The organism is Azospirillum sp. (assembly GCF_035627195.1).
In the GTDB taxonomy this organism is placed as follows: Bacteria; Pseudomonadota; Alphaproteobacteria; order Azospirillales; family Azospirillaceae; genus Azospirillum.
On record NZ_DASPMG010000200.1, the window covers coordinates 1 to 13,852 of the forward strand.

Sequence of the window (13,852 nt, forward strand, 5' to 3'; positions counted from 1 at the left end):
TCCAGGTTCTCCTTGCGCACGAAGCCCAGGTGGCGGCACATGCCCAGCATGTTGGTGTTCTCGCGCAGCACCTCGCCGTACACCTCCTTGATGCCGCGCGACTTGGCGTAGGCCAGGATCTCCTTCATCAGCAGATAGCCCAGCCCCTGGCCCTTCATGTCGGAGCGGACCATCACCGCGTACTCGGCGCGCAGGTTGTCGGGGTCGGCGGCGATGCGGACCACGCCGTACATCACGGTCTTGCCCGTCTCCGGGTCGGGGCCGACGGCCAGCAGGCCCATCTCGCGGTCGTAGTCGATCTGCGTCAGGCGCGCGGCGGCCTGATGCGACAGCTTCTTCATCGGCGCGAAGAAGCGCAGGCGGATGTCCTCCGGCGTCATGCGGGCGAACATGTCGTGCACCAGCGGCTCGTCCTCCGGCAGGATCGGGCGCACCAGGAACTGGCGGCCGTCCTTGATGGAGACATGGTGCTCCAGCGCCTTCGGGTACGGGCGGATGGCGAGGCGCTTGGCGCCGGGCAGGGCCGGCACCGCCACCTTGATGCGGGCGTCCAGCGCCAGCACGCCGTCGGCATCCACCAGCAGCGGGTTGATGTCCAGCTCGACCACCTCGGGGAAATCGACCACCAGCTGCGAGACCTGATTGAGGGTCAGCGCCGCCGCCTCGATGTTCACCGCCGCGCGCGAGCGGAAGCCCTGCATGCGCCGCCAGATGCGGGTGCGGCTCATCAGCTCCGTGGCGAGGTTCATGTTGAGCGGCGGCAGGGCCAGCGCGCAGTCCTCCACCACCTCCACGCCGATGCCGCCCTCGCCGAACAGCAGGACCGGGCCGAACAGCTCGTTCTCGGTCATGCCGACGATCAGCTCGTAGGCATCGGGGCGCACCGCCATCTCCTGCACGGTGAAGCCCTCGATGTGGGCGTCGGGCACCTGCTCGTGCACGCGGGCCAGCATGGCCCGGGCCTCCGCGCGCACCTCCTCCGGGTCGGTCAGGTGCAGGACGACGCCGCCGACGTCGGACTTGTGCGGGATGTCCGGCGACAGGATCTTCAGCGCGACGGGGCCGCCGATCACCTCGGCGGCGTGCGCCGCCTCCTCCGGCGTGTCGGCGCGGCGGGTGTCGACCACCGGGACGCCGTAGGCGGCCAGCACGCGCTTGGCCTCGTATTCCGTCAGCCACTCGCGCTTCTCGGCGATGGCGCGGGCGATGATGCGCTGCACGCCGATGCGGTCGGCATCGAAGGCGTCGGGCACGGAGGGCGGCGTCTCCATCAGCAGGTCCTGGTTGCGCCGGTACTCAACCAGATGCATGAAGGCGCGCACCGCCTGGCTGGGCGTCTCGTAGGTGGGGATGCGGTTGGCGGCGAACAGCTTGCGCGCACCTGCGGCGGCGCTGTCGCCCAGCCAGCTGGTCAGCACCGGGTGGCGGCGGCCGGGGTGCTTGCGAATGGCCTCCACCACCGCCTGCGCCGTGGCCGTGGAATCGACCATGGCGTGCGGGCAGTGCAGCACCAGGATGGCGTCGTTGCCCGTGTCCTCCAGCAGCGCGTCTAGCGCCGCGCCATAGCGCTTGCCGTCGGCGTCGCCGCCGATGCGCAGCGGGTTGCCGTGCGCGGCGGCGGCGCCGAAGGCGGCGTCCAGCTTGGCCAGCGTCTCCGCCGCCGGCACCGCCAGCCGGCCGCCGGACTGCACCAGGCTGTCGGTGGCCATCACGCCCATGCCGCCGCCGTTGGTCAGGATGGCCAGACGGTCGCCGGTGATCGGCACGCCGGTGGACAGGGTGTTCACCGCGTCGAACAGCTCGTCCAGCTTGGCGACGCGCAGCAGGCCGGCGCGGCGGAAGGCGGCGTCGTACACCGCGTCCGACACGGCCAGCGCCCCGGTGTGCGAGGTGGCGGCCTGCTGCGCCTCCTCCGTCCGGCCGGCCTTGATGACGATGACCGGCTTCTGGCGCGCCGCGGTGCGGGCCGCCGACATGAACTTGCGGGCGTCGCTGATGCTCTCGATGTACAGCAGGATGGCGCGCACCGTGCCGTCGGAGGCCAGATAGTCCAGCAGGTCGCCGAAATCGACGTCCGACTTCTCGCCCAGCGAGATCAGGTGCGAGAAGCCGATGCCGCGTGCCGTCGCCCAGTCGACGATGGAGGTGATGACCATCGCCGACTGCGCCACCAGCGCCACGTCGCCCTTCTTCGGCGTCACGTGCCCGAAGGAGGCGTTGACCCCCCGCCCCGGCACCATCACGCCCAGGCTGTTCGGGCCCAGGACGCGCAGCAGGTGCGGCTTGGCGGCGTCCAGCACCTGCTGCTGCTTCTCCTTGGCGAAGCCGGTGGACAGGATGACCGCCGCCTTGGTGCCGCGCGCACCCAGCTCGGCGATGGTCGCCGGCACGCTGTCGGGCGGGGTGCAGATGACCGTGAGGTCGGGGGTGACCGGCAGGTCGGCCACCGTCCGGTAGGTCAGCACGCCTTCCACCGCGCGTTCGGTGCCGATGGGCATGATCGGCCCGTCGAAGCCGGCGTTGAAGAGGTTACGGGCCACCACCGCGCCGATGGACTGCGGCTTGCGGCTGGCGCCGATCAGCGCGATGGAGGCGGGCTTGAACAGGCGGTCGAGGTTGCGGACGGTCATGGCCGGTTCCGTTGCGGGCGGGATGCGGAAACGTAGCACGCCAATCTAGGCCCGGCGCGTGACGCTTCCATGGCAAACAGGGGTGGACCGGAAACCGCGCCGCCGCAACGCGACAGAACGCCGCTCATGCTGCACTGCGGCAAAAAATCCGCGGCCAGCCTGTGCACTTACGGCCGCTGCGACAAAATCCCGCGGTAAATTTCGGCCGTTTCGTCATCGAAACAGACGAAGCGCACCTCGGCGACGGCATCGTCCCCGGCCAGTTCGTCCAGCACCGCCGTCACGGCGATGCGCGCCGCGCGGTCCTTGGGGAAGCCGTAGATGCCCGTGCTGATGGCCGGGAAGGCGAGGGTGCGCAGGCCGTGCCGCCGCGCCAAAGCCAGCGCGCTGCGGTAGCAGCTTTCCAAAAGCGCGTCTTCGTCGGCGGTGCCGCCGTGCCAGACCGGGCCGACGGCGTGGATGATCCACGGGGCGGGCAGGGCGTGCCCATGGGAGAGGCGGCATTCACCCGTGGGGCAGCCGCCGATGCCGTCCAACTCGGCCTGCAGGGCCGGGCCGGCGGCGGCATGGATCGCCCCGTCGACGCCGCCGCCGCGCTTCAAGGCGCTGTTGGCGGCGTTGACGATGGCGTCCACCGCCTGCCGCGTGATGTCGCCCGTGTGGACGCTCACGCGGCTGCGGGGATCGTCGGACCTAAGATCAGACACCCGGGGTCAGACGATGGCGCCCGGCTTGCCATGGTTGGCCTCGGCGGCGCGCGCCATGCCTTCCTCGATCATCCGGGCGGCCTCTTCGGCGTTGCCCCAGCGCAGGATCTTCACCCACTTGCCCTTTTCCAGGTCCTTGTAGTGCTGGAAGAAGTGGGCGATCTGCTCGGTCACGATCTCCGGCAGGTCGCTGTAGTTCTTCACGTCGGTGTAGAACGGGTGCAGCTTGTCGACCGGCACGGCCAGCAGCTTCTCGTCCTGGCCGGCCTCGTCCTCCATGTACAGCACGCCGATCGGGCGCGAGCGGAGCACGGCGCCGGGGATCACCGCGTGGCGGCCGACGACGCAGACGTCGACCGGATCGCCGTCACCCGACAGGGTGTGCGGGATGAAGCCGTAGTTGCAGGGGTAGTACATGGCGGTGTGCAGGAAGCGGTCGACGAACACCGCGCCCGACTCCTTGTCCACTTCGTACTTGACCGGCTCGCCGCGCAGCGGGATCTCGATGACCACGTTGATGTCCCACGGTGCGTTCTTCCCCACCGGAACCTTGCTCAGATCCATGAAACGGTCCTTTGCCTGGCGTGTCTGTGCTCGCGGTACCCTGCCGAAGGTTCTATCCCCCGGGGCCGCACTGCGGCGGAGTTTAGGCAGATGTGGCGCGGAGTCAAACGGACTCGCGCGTTCTGTGCTGCAATGCGGTACTTTTATCCCGATGATGCGAATCCTGGCCTGCCTCCTTCTCCTCCCGATGGTCCTCGCCGCCCCGGCCGTCGCCGAAAACGGTCCCGTGCCGGCGCACGGGATCGCCATGATGGGCGACCTGAAGTACCCGCCGGGCTTCACGCACTTCGGCTACGTGAACCCCGACGCGCCCAAGGGCGGGGCGCTGCGCCAAGCGGTGGTCGGCACCTTCGACACGCTGAACCCGCACGTGGTGAAGGGCATCCCGGCGGCCGGCCTGACCCTGGTGTTCGAGACGCTGCTGGCGCGCTCGGCGGACGAGCCGTTCTCGATGTACGGCCTGCTGGCGCAGTGGGTGGAGGTGCCGGAAGACCGCACCTGGGTCATCTTTCACCTCGACCCGCGCGCCCGCTGGCACGACGGCACGGCGGTGACGGCCGACGACGTGCTGTTCTCCTTCGACGTGCAGCGCCAGTTCGGCACGCCCAACCGGCGCCTGTACTTCGCCAAGGTGGCCAGGGCGCAGGCGCTGGGCGCGGGCGCCGTGCGCTTCGACTTCCTGCCCAACCCGGACGGCAGCATCGACCGCGAGATGCCGCTGCTGCTCGGCCTGCTGGCCGTGCACCAGAGGGCGTGGTGGCGCGGCAAGCCGTTCGAGCGCACGACGCTGGAGGCGCCGATGGGCAGCGGCCCCTACCGCGTCCGCACCGCCGACACCGGCCGCCGCATCGTCTACGAGCGCGTGCCCGGATACTGGGGCCGCGACCTGCCGGCGCGCCGCGGCCTGTTCAACGCCGACACGCTGGAGTTCACCTACTTCCGCGACGACACCGTGGCGCTGGAGGCGTTCAAGGCCGGCCAGGCCGACGTGCGGCGCGAGGGCGATCCGGCCCGGTGGGCGCTGGGCTACGACGGCCCGGCGCTGCGCCAGGGCGGCTTCGTGATGGAGGAACTGCCGCACGGCCGTCCCGAACCGGCGCGCGGCTTCATCTTCAACACCCGCCGCCCGCTGTTCCAGGACCGCCGCGTGCGCGAGGCGCTGGGGCTGGCGGTGGACTTCGGCTGGATCGGCCGCGCGTTCTTCCACGACGCCCTGAAGCGGACGGCCAGCTACTACCCCAACTCCGAACTGGCGGCGACCGGACTGCCCGGCCCGCGCGAACTGGCGGTGCTGGAGCCGTTGCGCGCCAACCTGCCGCCGGAGCTGTTCGCCAAGCCGTTCGCCCTGCCGTCCAGCGGCGGCAACGGCCCCTACGGCGCGCGGGCCAACCTGCGCGCGGCGCTGAAACTGCTGCGCGAGGCCGGCTGGCGCCTGCGCGACGGGCGGCTGGTGGACGGCTTCGGCCGCCCCTTCTCGTTCGAGATCCTGCTCGGCGACCCGGCGGACGAGCGCGTGGCGCTGGAGTTCGCCCGCGGCCTGGACCGGCTGGGCATCGCCGCGACGGTGCGCACGGTCGACAGCGCCCAGTACCAGGGCCGCATCGACGAGTACGACTACGACATGACCGTGCGCTTCTGGTCCTCCACCCTGTCGCCGGGCAACGAGCAGGTCTTCTACTTCGGTTCCGCCGCCGCCGACACGCCGGGCACGCGCAACTGGGCCGGCATCCGGGACCCGTCGGTGGACGCCATCGCCGGGTCCATCGCCCAGACCCGCACCCGCGCCGACCTCGTGGCGCGCGTCCGGGCGCTGGACCGCGTGCTGCTGTGGGGCCACTACATGGTCCCGCTGTTCCACGCCAGCGCCGACCGCATCGCGCGGTGGACCCACATCCGCCGGCCGACGGTGACGCCCGTCTACGGCGCGGTGCTGGAGTCGTGGTGGGTGGAGCGGTGAGGGTTGAGGTAAGGCGGCTTCTGCCTTACTTTTTGTTGGCAGTGGACTCGGCGAAGGAGGCTGGCGTGAGCATCGAACTGACGGTGACCGCCAAGGGGCAGATCACCCTGCGCCAAGCGGTGCTCGACCACCTTGGGATCGCGCCCGGCGACCGGGTGAGCGTGTCGCTGCGGCCGGACGGGCGGGCGGAACTGCGCCCCTTGCGCGCCAAGCCGGAGGTCATAGCGTCGCGCGGCGTGCTGAAACGCCCCGGACGCCGGCCCGTCTCCATCGAGGAGATGCAGGCGGCCATTGAAGAGGGTGCCGCGGGGGACGACGCGTGAGGGTGGCGATCGACACCAACGTCCTCGTCCGCTACCTGACCGAGGATGACGAGGCGCAGGCCGCGCTGGCGGCCGAGACCATCGAAGGGGCGTCGGCGGTCCTGGTGTCCACCCTCGTGCTTGCCGAAACCGCCTGGGTTCTGCGCCGGGCCTACAAGCATTCGCCCGCCGAGGTGGCGTCCGCTCTGCGCGGCTTCATCGACGCCCGAACCGTCGAGGTCGATGAGGAGGCCGCCGAAGCCGGGCTGCTCTTCCTTGAGCAGGGAGGCAACTTCGCCGACGGCGTCATCGCCTTCGAGGCGGAACGCAGCCGTTGCGACCGCGTGGTGACCTTCGACCGGACCTTTGCCGGTCTGGCGACCGGCACGGTCACTCTGCTGGCGGCGGGGTAGCAGTGGCGACGGAAGGTCAGGTAAGGATCCTGTCCGCCCAGGCCGGCGGCGACAGGCATGCCTGGAGCAGCGGCGCCACGATCTCCCGGTCCCGGGGTGTAACGGCGCGCTCGTCCATCACGTCGCGGACGCGGCGGCAGCCCTCCACCACCTGATCGAAGATGGCTTGGGCTTCGGCCTCGCCCAGCCCGAACAGCCGGTGGCTGCCCATGGCCGCCAGGGGGTTCCATTCCGGGCTGAGCTTCGGCGCTGGCGCGATGGCGTGCCGGGCCACCCGGTTCGGCACCAGATCGTAGCCGGGCGCCAGATCCCACGCCGCGCCCTTGCGCAGGAATGCGTGATTGCGGAGGTGGTCGTCGGTGTTGTGCAGGAAGGCATTGACCAGCAGGCGGCGATAGACCGCCGGTTCCGGCGACGGCACGCCGATGCGGCGGGCCACCACGGCGATGTCCACATAGGTTTTGCGTGAGTTGTAGTCGGCGTTCGCTTCACCCAGCAGCGTGCCCGCGCTCAGGTACCCGTGCTTCTCGCCGTCGGGCGAACGGTCGAACCGGCGGACGAGCAGCACGGTCCGGCCGCTGACCATCTCCAGGCGGCGTTCGGCGACCGGCACGCCTGCCGCCTCCGCCAGATCCAGGCAGACGGCTTCCATGCGCGGATCGTCGAACGCGTCGCCCCAGGCGTGGAACTTCGCGATCCACTCCCCGCCGTCGTGGCGCAGGCGCGCCTTCGGCCGGGCGCCGCCGACGTCGGCGCCCGACCGCACAAGGAGCTGAAGGTGGGAGTCCGTCCTCTGCCCCGCTTCGATCGCTTCCGCCGCGGCTTGCAGGGCGGCGAGGTCGTCGTTTTCGCTGGGCAACGTCAGAAGTGGCCAGTGCGGCGGCACCCAGGTTTGCGGGCCGCCATCCGGTGTGGGGCCGAACGCCAGGTCACCGGTGCGCTGCGGGGTCCCAAGCGCCAGATACTCCGCCATTCCCAGCGTAAGCGTTGGAAAGGCTGCGTCCAGTACGCTCTTGCCCCAGCCGTCCGGACCGGCGTCGTAAAAGGCCAATGGCACTTGATGGGGCTGGGCGGGAAAGGATTTCCGCCGCAGCGGCAGTCCGACAGGATCGATGGGCATGCGTGCCGGATGTTCCAGCCAACTGGCCGCATAGGCGAACCGCCCTTGCCGCACTCGTGCGCCGCCTTCGAACGCCAGTTCCCCGATGGGAACGTAGCCGGGGCCGACGGCCTTGAAGAGCACGAGCCGGTCGATGCGGCCGTCAGAAATCCGCCACGTCATCCTTGGCTCCGGCCCGCTTGCGTCCCGTTACCAGTTCCATTTCCTCGCCGGCTGGATCGTTCGCGAGGATTTCTCCCAGGCGCCCGGCATAGCCGAACACGGACAGCGCCTTCAGCAGGATGCCGACGGACGTGCCCGGCGCCCCGCGCTCCAGCATGACGACGGAGGAGCGGCTCACTCCCATCCGCTGGGCCAAGTCCTCCTGCGACAGGTTGCGCCGCAGCCGGGCCAGACGCACGGTGCGCCCAAGCCGCTCAAGGCTCTCCAGTTCGTCGGTTCCGAGAAGGAGGCGCATCGGTCATGTAGGGAATTGCGAGTATTGTCGCGCGCAATGTACGATATTTCATACAGCGCGCCAACAGGTTCCCCGCTATCCCACGACCCGCACGGCGATGAACGCCAGCAGCGCCACGATGGCCCACAGCGCGAGTTGGTCGGTCTTGCGGCGGCGCATCCAGGCGTCCAGCAGGAAGCGCACCGTCGTCGGGTGCAGCTTCAGCCCGCCCTCGGCGATCTGGGCGGCCACGCGCTCGGCCTCGCGGACCAGGGGCGGCAGGCGGCGGACGGTGCGCACCAGGGCCTCCACGTCGTCGATGATCTGCGCCTCGGGGCCGCGGTTCTCGCGCATCCACTCCTCGATCAGCGGGCGCGCCAGCTCCCACATGTTGATGTTGGGGTTCAGGATGCGGCCGACACCCTCGGCCGTCAGCATGCTCTTCTGAAGGAGAAGCAGCTGCGGCTGCGTCTCCATGTCGAACTGCTCGGTCACGGCGAACAGCTGCGCCAGCAGCCGGCCGACGGAGATCTCGTTCAGCGGCTTGTTCTGCAACGGCTCGCCGATGGCGCGGCAGGCCTGGGTGAACAGCTCGATCGACTGGTGCGCCGGCACGTAGCCGGCCTGGAAGTGCACCAGCGCCACGCGCCGGTAGTCGCCGGTCAGGAAGCCGATGAGCATGTCGGCCAAGTAATAGCGCGTCGCCCGGTCCAGCCGGCCCATGATGCCGAAGTCGACGGCGGCGATGTTGCCGCCCTCCACCACGAACAGGTTGCCGGGGTGCAGGTCGGCGTGGAAGAAGCCGTCGCGGAACACCTGGTTGAAGAAGGACGCCGACGCCTTGGCCAGGATCTCGTCGCGGTCGAACCCGGCCTCGACGATGCGTTCGTACTCGTCCACCTTGTAGCCGCGGATGCGCTCCAGCGTCAGCACGCGCTGCGCCGTGCGGTCCCAGTCCACGCGCGGGATCTGGAAGGTGACGTCGCCGTCGAAGTTGTGCGCTAGCTCGGACGCCGCCGACGCCTCCATCCGCAGGTCCATCTCCAGGCGCGAGGTGCGGGCGAAGATGTCCACCACCTCGATGGGCCGCAGGCGCTTCAGCTTCGGGACAAGGCGCTCGGCCAGACCGGCCAGCCAGTAGAACAGGTCGATGTCGCGCGAGAAGGCCCGCTCGATGCCCGGGCGCAGCACCTTGACCGCCACCTCCCGCCCGTCGGTGGTGACGGCGAAGTGCACCTGGGCGATGGAGGCCGCCGCCACCGGCACCTCGTCGAAGCTCAGGAACAGCGTTTCGATGGGGACGCCCAGCTCCGCCTCGACAATGGCGCGCGCCTGGGTGCCGGGGAAGGGCGGCAGCTTGTCCTGCAGCTCGGCCAGGTCGGTCGCCATCCGCTCGCCCACCAGGTCGGAGCGGGTGGACAGCAGCTGGCCCAGCTTGATGAAGGTCGGTCCCAGCTCGGCCAGGGCGGCCGCCAGCCGCTGGCCGACGCGGCCCTGGGTGCGCTTGTTGGCGACGAGGCGCCACAGGAAGGCGAAGCCGGGGGCGACGTCGGGCAGGGTGTCGGGCAGGGCGTTGTGGCGCGCCAGCGTGCGCGCGATGACGGCCAGCCGGGCGAGGTTGCGGACGGTGCGGAACAAGGGCTCAGACCCGCCAGCCGGAATGGATGGCGGCGATGCCGCCGGTCAGGTTGCGCACGCGCACGCTGGTGAAGCCGGCCGCCTCGATGCGCTTGACCAGCGCGTTCTGCTCGGGGAAGCGGCGGATGCTCTCCACCAGATAGCGGTAGGAATCCTCGTCCCCCGCCACCATGCGGCCCAGCTTCGGCAGCACGTTGAAGGAATAGACGTCGTAGATCTCGCGCAGTACCGGCAGCACCACGTGGCTGAACTCCAGGCAGAAGAAGCGTCCGCCCGGCTTCAGCACGCGCCGCGCCTCGGCCAGCGCCTCGTCGATGTGGGTGACGTTCCGCAGGCCGAAGCCGATGGTGTAGGCGTCCATGGTGCGCGCCGCGACGGGCAGCCTCATGGCGTCGCCCACCACCCAGTCGACGCCGGACAGGATACCGCGGTCGATGGCGCGGTCGCGTCCGACGCGGACCATCGATTCGGTGATGTCGCACACCACCACGCCACCGCCGCCGCGGTTCAGGAAGCGGAAGGCGATGTCGCCCGTGCCGCCCGCCACGTCCAGCAGCGTCATGCCGGCCTTGGGCGCCACCATGTCGATGAGCGTGTCCTTCCACAGCCGGTGGATGCCGCCCGACATCAGGTCGTTCATCAGGTCGTACTTGCCGGCGACGCTGTCGAAGACGGCGCGCACCAGCCCCGACTTGGCGGCGGGGTCGACCGGGCGGAAGCCGAACCACTGGCCTTCCTGGCCGGTCGGTGCGGACGTGTCGGGGGGATTGGAGTCGCTCATGCCGCGGAACATAGCGCGCGGCCAGGGCTTCCGCCAGCGTGGGCGTTGCCGCAGGGGCGGGGTGCGCGGTGGGTTACTCGGCCGGGTCCTTGCGGCCCCCCGGGGGCGGAGCATAGGCGATGGGCGTTGGCAGGCGGCGGCTGATCTCCTCGACCCGGCCGCGCAGCTCGTAGAACTCCGCCGGCTACGGCAGATTGGCGATGTGCGCCTTGATCCAGGCCACGTCTTCCGTCAGAGAGTTGATGCGGGAGTTTTGGTCGCGGACCAGATCCAGCAGCAACCGAATGTTCGCCTTCAGCTCGGCTTCCGATTCCGGGGGCATGGCGGCTCCAGGTGTAACGCGTTCAAGCATACCGCACCCCCGCCCGCCTGTCGATTCGCGCACCCGCGTGCACCGCGCCCTTGCACCGCGGCGCGCCATGCTCCACCGTATGGCCCATGCCTGAGCTGCCCGAAGTGGAGACCGTCTGCCGTGGTCTGGCGCCGCACCTGGAGGGGCGGGTGCTGGCCCGCGTCGTGCAGCGCCGGCCCGACCTGCGCTTCCCCTTCCCGCCGAAGTTCTGCGAGCGGCTGGCCGGCCGGCGCGTCTCGGCGGTGCGGCGGCGGGCCAAGTACATCCTGGTCCACCTCGACGACGGCACGGTGCTGATCGCGCACCTGGGCATGTCCGGCCGCATGATGATCACCCCCAAATCCCATGATGGCGAGCCCGCCGAACCGGCGGCGCACGACCACGTGATCTTCGAAACCGACGACGGCACCACCGTCACCTTCAACGACGCGCGCCGATTCGGCCTGATGGACCTGACGGACGAGGCGGCGCTGAACGAACACCCGCTGCTGCGCACCCTGGGGCCGGAACCGCTGGGCAACGAATTCTCCGGCCCGGTGCTGGCCGAACGGCTGGCCGGCCGCATGAGCCCGATCAAGGCGGCGCTGCTCGACCAGACGGTCGTCGCGGGGCTGGGCAACATCTATGTGTCGGAGGCGCTGTTCCAGGCCCGCCTCAGCCCCAAGCGCATGGCGGCCACCGTCAGCGGCGCCAAGGCCGAGCGGCTGGCGACGGCGGTGCGGGACGTGCTGGCGCGCGCCATCGCCGCCGGCGGCTCCTCGCTCAAGGACTACCGGCAGGCGTCGGGCGAGCTTGGCTACTTCCAGCACCAGTTCTCCGTCTACGACCGCGAGGGGCAGCCCTGCCCGGGCTGCACCTGCGACGTGGCGAAGACCGGCGGCGTGCGCCGGATCGTCCAGTCCGGACGCTCGACTTTCTATTGTGCGCAGCGGCAGCGCTGATATACGAGAAGGATCATGACGGCTCCATCCGCCACCGTACGGGCGGCGCTCCGCGCCCTCCTCATCGCCGGCCCCATCCTCGCCGGCCCCATCGTCGTCGGCGGGGTGATTTCCGCACCCGTCGCGGCGGCGGAAACGGCGGCCTTCGTCGCCGGCATGGGCGACGTGCCGGTGATGCCCGGCCTCGCCGCGGGCGCCGAGGAGCCGCTGGTCTTCGACAAGCCCAACGGCCGCATCGTCGAAACCGTGCTGCACGGCCGGGTGGAGCGCAAGGCGGTGCTGGACTTCTACGCCCGCACGCTGCCCCAGCTCGGCTGGAAGCGCGCGGCCGACACCCGGTTCCAGCGCGAGGCGGAGGAACTGCGGCTGGAGTTCGCGAACGGCACCGTCCGTTTCGTGCTCATGCCCCGCTGACAGATACAACGAACACCAACGGACGCCGCACGCGAGGCGGCGCATCATTACGGGAGATTGCGCGACCATGTCCTATGAGATGATCCTCGTCGAGACCCGCGGCCCGGTCGGCCTGATCACGCTGAACCGCCCGAAGGCGCTGAACGCGCTGTGCGACCAGCTGGTCACCGAGATGGGCCAGGCGCTGGACGCGTTCGAGGCGGACGACGCCATCGGCGCCATCGTCATCACCGGGTCGGAGAAGGCCTTCGCCGCCGGCGCCGACATCAAGGAGATGCAGGGCTTCTCCTACATGGACGTCTACAAGCAGAACTTCATCACCGCGAAGTGGGAGCGGGTGGCCAAGTGCCGCAAGCCCGTCATCGCCGCGGTGGCCGGCTACGCGCTGGGCGGCGGCTGCGAGATGGCCATGATGTGCGACTTCATCCTGGCCGCGGACAACGCGAAGTTCGGCCAGCCGGAGATCACCATCGGCACCATCCCGGGTGCCGGCGGCACGCAGCGCCTGACCCGCTTCGTCGGCAAGTCGAAGGCCATGGAGATGTGCCTGACCGGCCGCCAGATGGACGCCGCGGAAGCCGAGCGCGTCGGCCTCGTCAGCCGCGTCGTGCCGGTGGCCGAGCTGGTGGAGGAGGCCGTCAAGGTCGCCACGAAGATCGCCGGCCTGTCGCGCCCGATCGTCCTGATGACCAAGGAGTGCGTCAACACCGCCTACGAGACGACGCTGGCGGAGGGCGTGCACTTCGAGCGGCGGGTGTTCCACTCGACCTTCGCCAGCGAGGATCAGAAGGAAGGCATGGCGGCCTTCGCCGAGAAGCGCCAGCCGAGCTGGAAGAATCGCTGAGTCGTCAACAGTCGCCGGCCTGTGGAAAAGCTGCAGGCCGGTGCCTTGACTCAGGTAACGTGTAAGCGTATAAGGCCCCCTCGCATTGGGTCAGGGGTCTCGAAGTAAGGTTCGTTATGGCCAATCATAAGTCCGCTGAAAAGCGCATCCGTCAAACCGCCCGCCGCACCGAAGTCAACCGTGCGCGCGTCAGCCGTATCCGCACCTTCGTCAAGAAGGTCGAGGCCGCCATCGACTCCGGCAACAAGGCCGAGGCGCAGGAGGCTCTCAAGGCCGCTCAGCCCGAGCTGATGCGTGGCGCCAGCAAGGGCGTCCTGCACGCCAACACGGTGTCGCGCAAGCTGTCGCGCCTGTCGGCCCGCATCAAGTCTCTCTGAGACTGACAAGGGTTTCAAAAAGCCGCGTCCACTTGGGGCGCGGCTTTTTGCGTTCCATACAGACGCCTGTCATATCCAAATAGTCGAATCAAAAGCGCGATAAAGTTCAGGACATCGCCAAGCACGATCTGTGCTTTTTTCCCGTTCGCCTTCTGTCCCGGTTGCAGCGGCTCCATCACTCGGTTTAGACTTTATCTGACGTGAGGGACGGTGCAGCGATATTGCGATGGCGAGCGCGAACCCTTCCTTAGCACAGGGACAATACCGTGACGGGAAGCAAACGGGACTCGTATCGCGTGCGTTCCGGTAGGTAGGTATTCCAAAAATCAGGCGTGGTGCTGGCGGAAAGCGACTTTTCGCCAAATGGATAGCTGTG

General features: G+C 69.4%; 16 protein-coding genes. 7 read left to right on the top strand and 9 right to left on the bottom strand.

The genetic code is table 11. The annotated features are described in order from the left end of the window. The 3 genes from VED21_RS18470 to ppa all read right to left on the bottom strand — a co-directional run. A partial coding sequence (locus VED21_RS18470; RefSeq protein ID WP_324884682.1) for a bifunctional acetate--CoA ligase family protein/GNAT family N-acetyltransferase occupies window positions 1–2,630 on the bottom strand: 2,630 nt, incomplete at its 3' end. 167 nt (window positions 2,631–2,797) lie between these two features. After that, the gene (locus VED21_RS18475) at window positions 2,798–3,301 is read right to left on the bottom strand and encodes an O-acetyl-ADP-ribose deacetylase (protein ID WP_324884684.1); all 504 of its coding nucleotides are present in this window, start codon (window positions 3,299–3,301) and stop codon (window positions 2,798–2,800) included. Window positions 3,302–3,343: 42 nt separating this feature from the next. Beyond that, entirely contained in the window at window positions 3,344–3,901 is a 558-nt protein-coding gene (ppa, locus tag VED21_RS18480) for an inorganic diphosphatase (RefSeq protein ID WP_324884686.1), read from the bottom strand. A 151-nt stretch (window positions 3,902–4,052) separates the two neighbouring features. Between ppa and VED21_RS18485 the strand changes: the two genes are divergently transcribed. The 3 genes from VED21_RS18485 to VED21_RS18495 all read left to right on the top strand — a co-directional run bounded on the left by VED21_RS18485 (window position 4,053) and on the right by VED21_RS18495 (window position 6,573). Further along, window positions 4,053–5,858, top strand: a complete 1,806-nt coding sequence (locus tag VED21_RS18485) for an extracellular solute-binding protein (RefSeq protein ID WP_324884688.1) — start codon at window positions 4,053–4,055, stop codon at window positions 5,856–5,858. 65 nt (window positions 5,859–5,923) lie between these two features. Continuing rightward, window positions 5,924–6,181: an AbrB/MazE/SpoVT family DNA-binding domain-containing protein gene (locus VED21_RS18490; protein WP_324884691.1), complete on the top strand. Its 258-nt coding sequence runs from the start codon at window positions 5,924–5,926 to the stop codon at window positions 6,179–6,181. Next, complete coding sequence (locus VED21_RS18495) at window positions 6,178–6,573, top strand: type II toxin-antitoxin system VapC family toxin (protein WP_324884693.1); 396 nt, start codon at window positions 6,178–6,180, stop codon at window positions 6,571–6,573. Before VED21_RS18490 ends, VED21_RS18495 begins: the two co-directional genes overlap by 4 nt. Before the next feature lie 16 nt (window positions 6,574–6,589). On the opposite strand, the gene VED21_RS18500 is transcribed toward VED21_RS18495, so the two are convergent. The 5 genes from VED21_RS18500 to VED21_RS18520 form a co-directional block, all read right to left on the bottom strand. Next, on the bottom strand, window positions 6,590–7,855 hold the full coding sequence (locus VED21_RS18500; RefSeq protein ID WP_324884695.1) for a HipA domain-containing protein: 1,266 nt from the start codon (window positions 7,853–7,855) through the stop codon (window positions 6,590–6,592). Continuing rightward, window positions 7,836–8,150 carry a helix-turn-helix transcriptional regulator gene (locus VED21_RS18505; protein WP_324884697.1) on the bottom strand — a complete coding sequence of 105 codons (315 nt, stop codon included), beginning with the start codon at window positions 8,148–8,150 and terminating at the stop codon, window positions 7,836–7,838. Before VED21_RS18505 ends, VED21_RS18500 begins: the two co-directional genes overlap by 20 nt. 75 nt (window positions 8,151–8,225) lie before the next feature. Further along, window positions 8,226–9,767, bottom strand: coding sequence for a 2-polyprenylphenol 6-hydroxylase (gene ubiB, locus VED21_RS18510; protein ID WP_324884699.1), 1,542 nt, complete (start codon window positions 9,765–9,767; stop codon window positions 8,226–8,228). Window positions 9,768–9,771: 4 nt separating this feature from the next. Then, window positions 9,772–10,548, bottom strand: coding sequence for a class I SAM-dependent methyltransferase (locus VED21_RS18515; protein ID WP_324884702.1), 777 nt, complete (start codon window positions 10,546–10,548; stop codon window positions 9,772–9,774). 184 nt (window positions 10,549–10,732) lie between these two features. Continuing rightward, complete coding sequence (locus VED21_RS18520) at window positions 10,733–10,900, bottom strand: hypothetical protein (protein WP_324884704.1); 168 nt, start codon at window positions 10,898–10,900, stop codon at window positions 10,733–10,735. A gap of 86 nt (window positions 10,901–10,986) precedes the next feature. Here VED21_RS18520 and mutM point away from each other — a divergent pair, with 86 nt between their 5' ends. The 4 genes from mutM (at window position 10,987) to rpsT (ending at window position 13,476) form a co-directional block, all read left to right on the top strand. After that, the gene (gene mutM, locus VED21_RS18525; protein ID WP_324884706.1) at window positions 10,987–11,841 is read left to right on the top strand and encodes a bifunctional DNA-formamidopyrimidine glycosylase/DNA-(apurinic or apyrimidinic site) lyase; all 855 of its coding nucleotides are present in this window, start codon (window positions 10,987–10,989) and stop codon (window positions 11,839–11,841) included. 15 nt (window positions 11,842–11,856) lie between these two features. After that, window positions 11,857–12,255 carry a hypothetical protein gene (locus VED21_RS18530; protein ID WP_324884709.1) on the top strand — a complete coding sequence of 133 codons (399 nt, stop codon included), beginning with the start codon at window positions 11,857–11,859 and terminating at the stop codon, window positions 12,253–12,255. Between the two features lie 67 nt (window positions 12,256–12,322). Continuing rightward, on the top strand, window positions 12,323–13,099 hold the full coding sequence (locus VED21_RS18535; RefSeq protein WP_324884711.1) for an enoyl-CoA hydratase: 777 nt from the start codon (window positions 12,323–12,325) through the stop codon (window positions 13,097–13,099). 116 nt (window positions 13,100–13,215) lie between these two features. Next, the gene (gene rpsT / locus VED21_RS18540) at window positions 13,216–13,476 is read left to right on the top strand and encodes a 30S ribosomal protein S20 (protein WP_324884713.1); all 261 of its coding nucleotides are present in this window, start codon (window positions 13,216–13,218) and stop codon (window positions 13,474–13,476) included. A gap of 14 nt (window positions 13,477–13,490) precedes the next feature. Here rpsT and VED21_RS18545 read toward each other — a convergent pair whose 3' ends face one another. Further along, window positions 13,491–13,652 carry a hypothetical protein gene (locus VED21_RS18545; RefSeq protein WP_324884715.1) on the bottom strand — a complete coding sequence of 54 codons (162 nt, stop codon included), beginning with the start codon at window positions 13,650–13,652 and terminating at the stop codon, window positions 13,491–13,493. Between the last annotated feature and the right edge of the window lie 200 nt (window positions 13,653–13,852).

Bases quoted from the DNA above. Each gene is read 5' to 3' on its own strand.
- ppa (WP_324884686.1), bottom strand. From the start codon at position 3,901: ATGGATCTGAGCAAGGTTCCGGTGGGGAAGAACGCACCGTGGGACATC.
- VED21_RS18485 (WP_324884688.1), top strand. From the start codon at position 4,053: ATGATGCGAATCCTGGCCTGCCTCCTTCTCCTCCCGATGGTCCTCGCC.
- VED21_RS18500 (WP_324884695.1), bottom strand. From the start codon at position 7,855: ATGACGTGGCGGATTTCTGACGGCCGCATCGACCGGCTCGTGCTCTTC.
- VED21_RS18505 (WP_324884697.1), bottom strand. From the start codon at position 8,150: ATGCGCCTCCTTCTCGGAACCGACGAACTGGAGAGCCTTGAGCGGCTT.
- VED21_RS18515 (WP_324884702.1), bottom strand. From the start codon at position 10,548: ATGAGCGACTCCAATCCCCCCGACACGTCCGCACCGACCGGCCAGGAA.
- VED21_RS18520 (WP_324884704.1), bottom strand. From the start codon at position 10,900: ATGCTTGAACGCGTTACACCTGGAGCCGCCATGCCCCCGGAATCGGAA.
- mutM (WP_324884706.1), top strand. From the start codon at position 10,987: ATGCCTGAGCTGCCCGAAGTGGAGACCGTCTGCCGTGGTCTGGCGCCG.
- VED21_RS18530 (WP_324884709.1), top strand. From the start codon at position 11,857: ATGACGGCTCCATCCGCCACCGTACGGGCGGCGCTCCGCGCCCTCCTC.
- VED21_RS18535 (WP_324884711.1), top strand. From the start codon at position 12,323: ATGTCCTATGAGATGATCCTCGTCGAGACCCGCGGCCCGGTCGGCCTG.
- rpsT (WP_324884713.1), top strand. From the start codon at position 13,216: ATGGCCAATCATAAGTCCGCTGAAAAGCGCATCCGTCAAACCGCCCGC.
- VED21_RS18545 (WP_324884715.1), bottom strand. From the start codon at position 13,652: ATGGAGCCGCTGCAACCGGGACAGAAGGCGAACGGGAAAAAAGCACAG.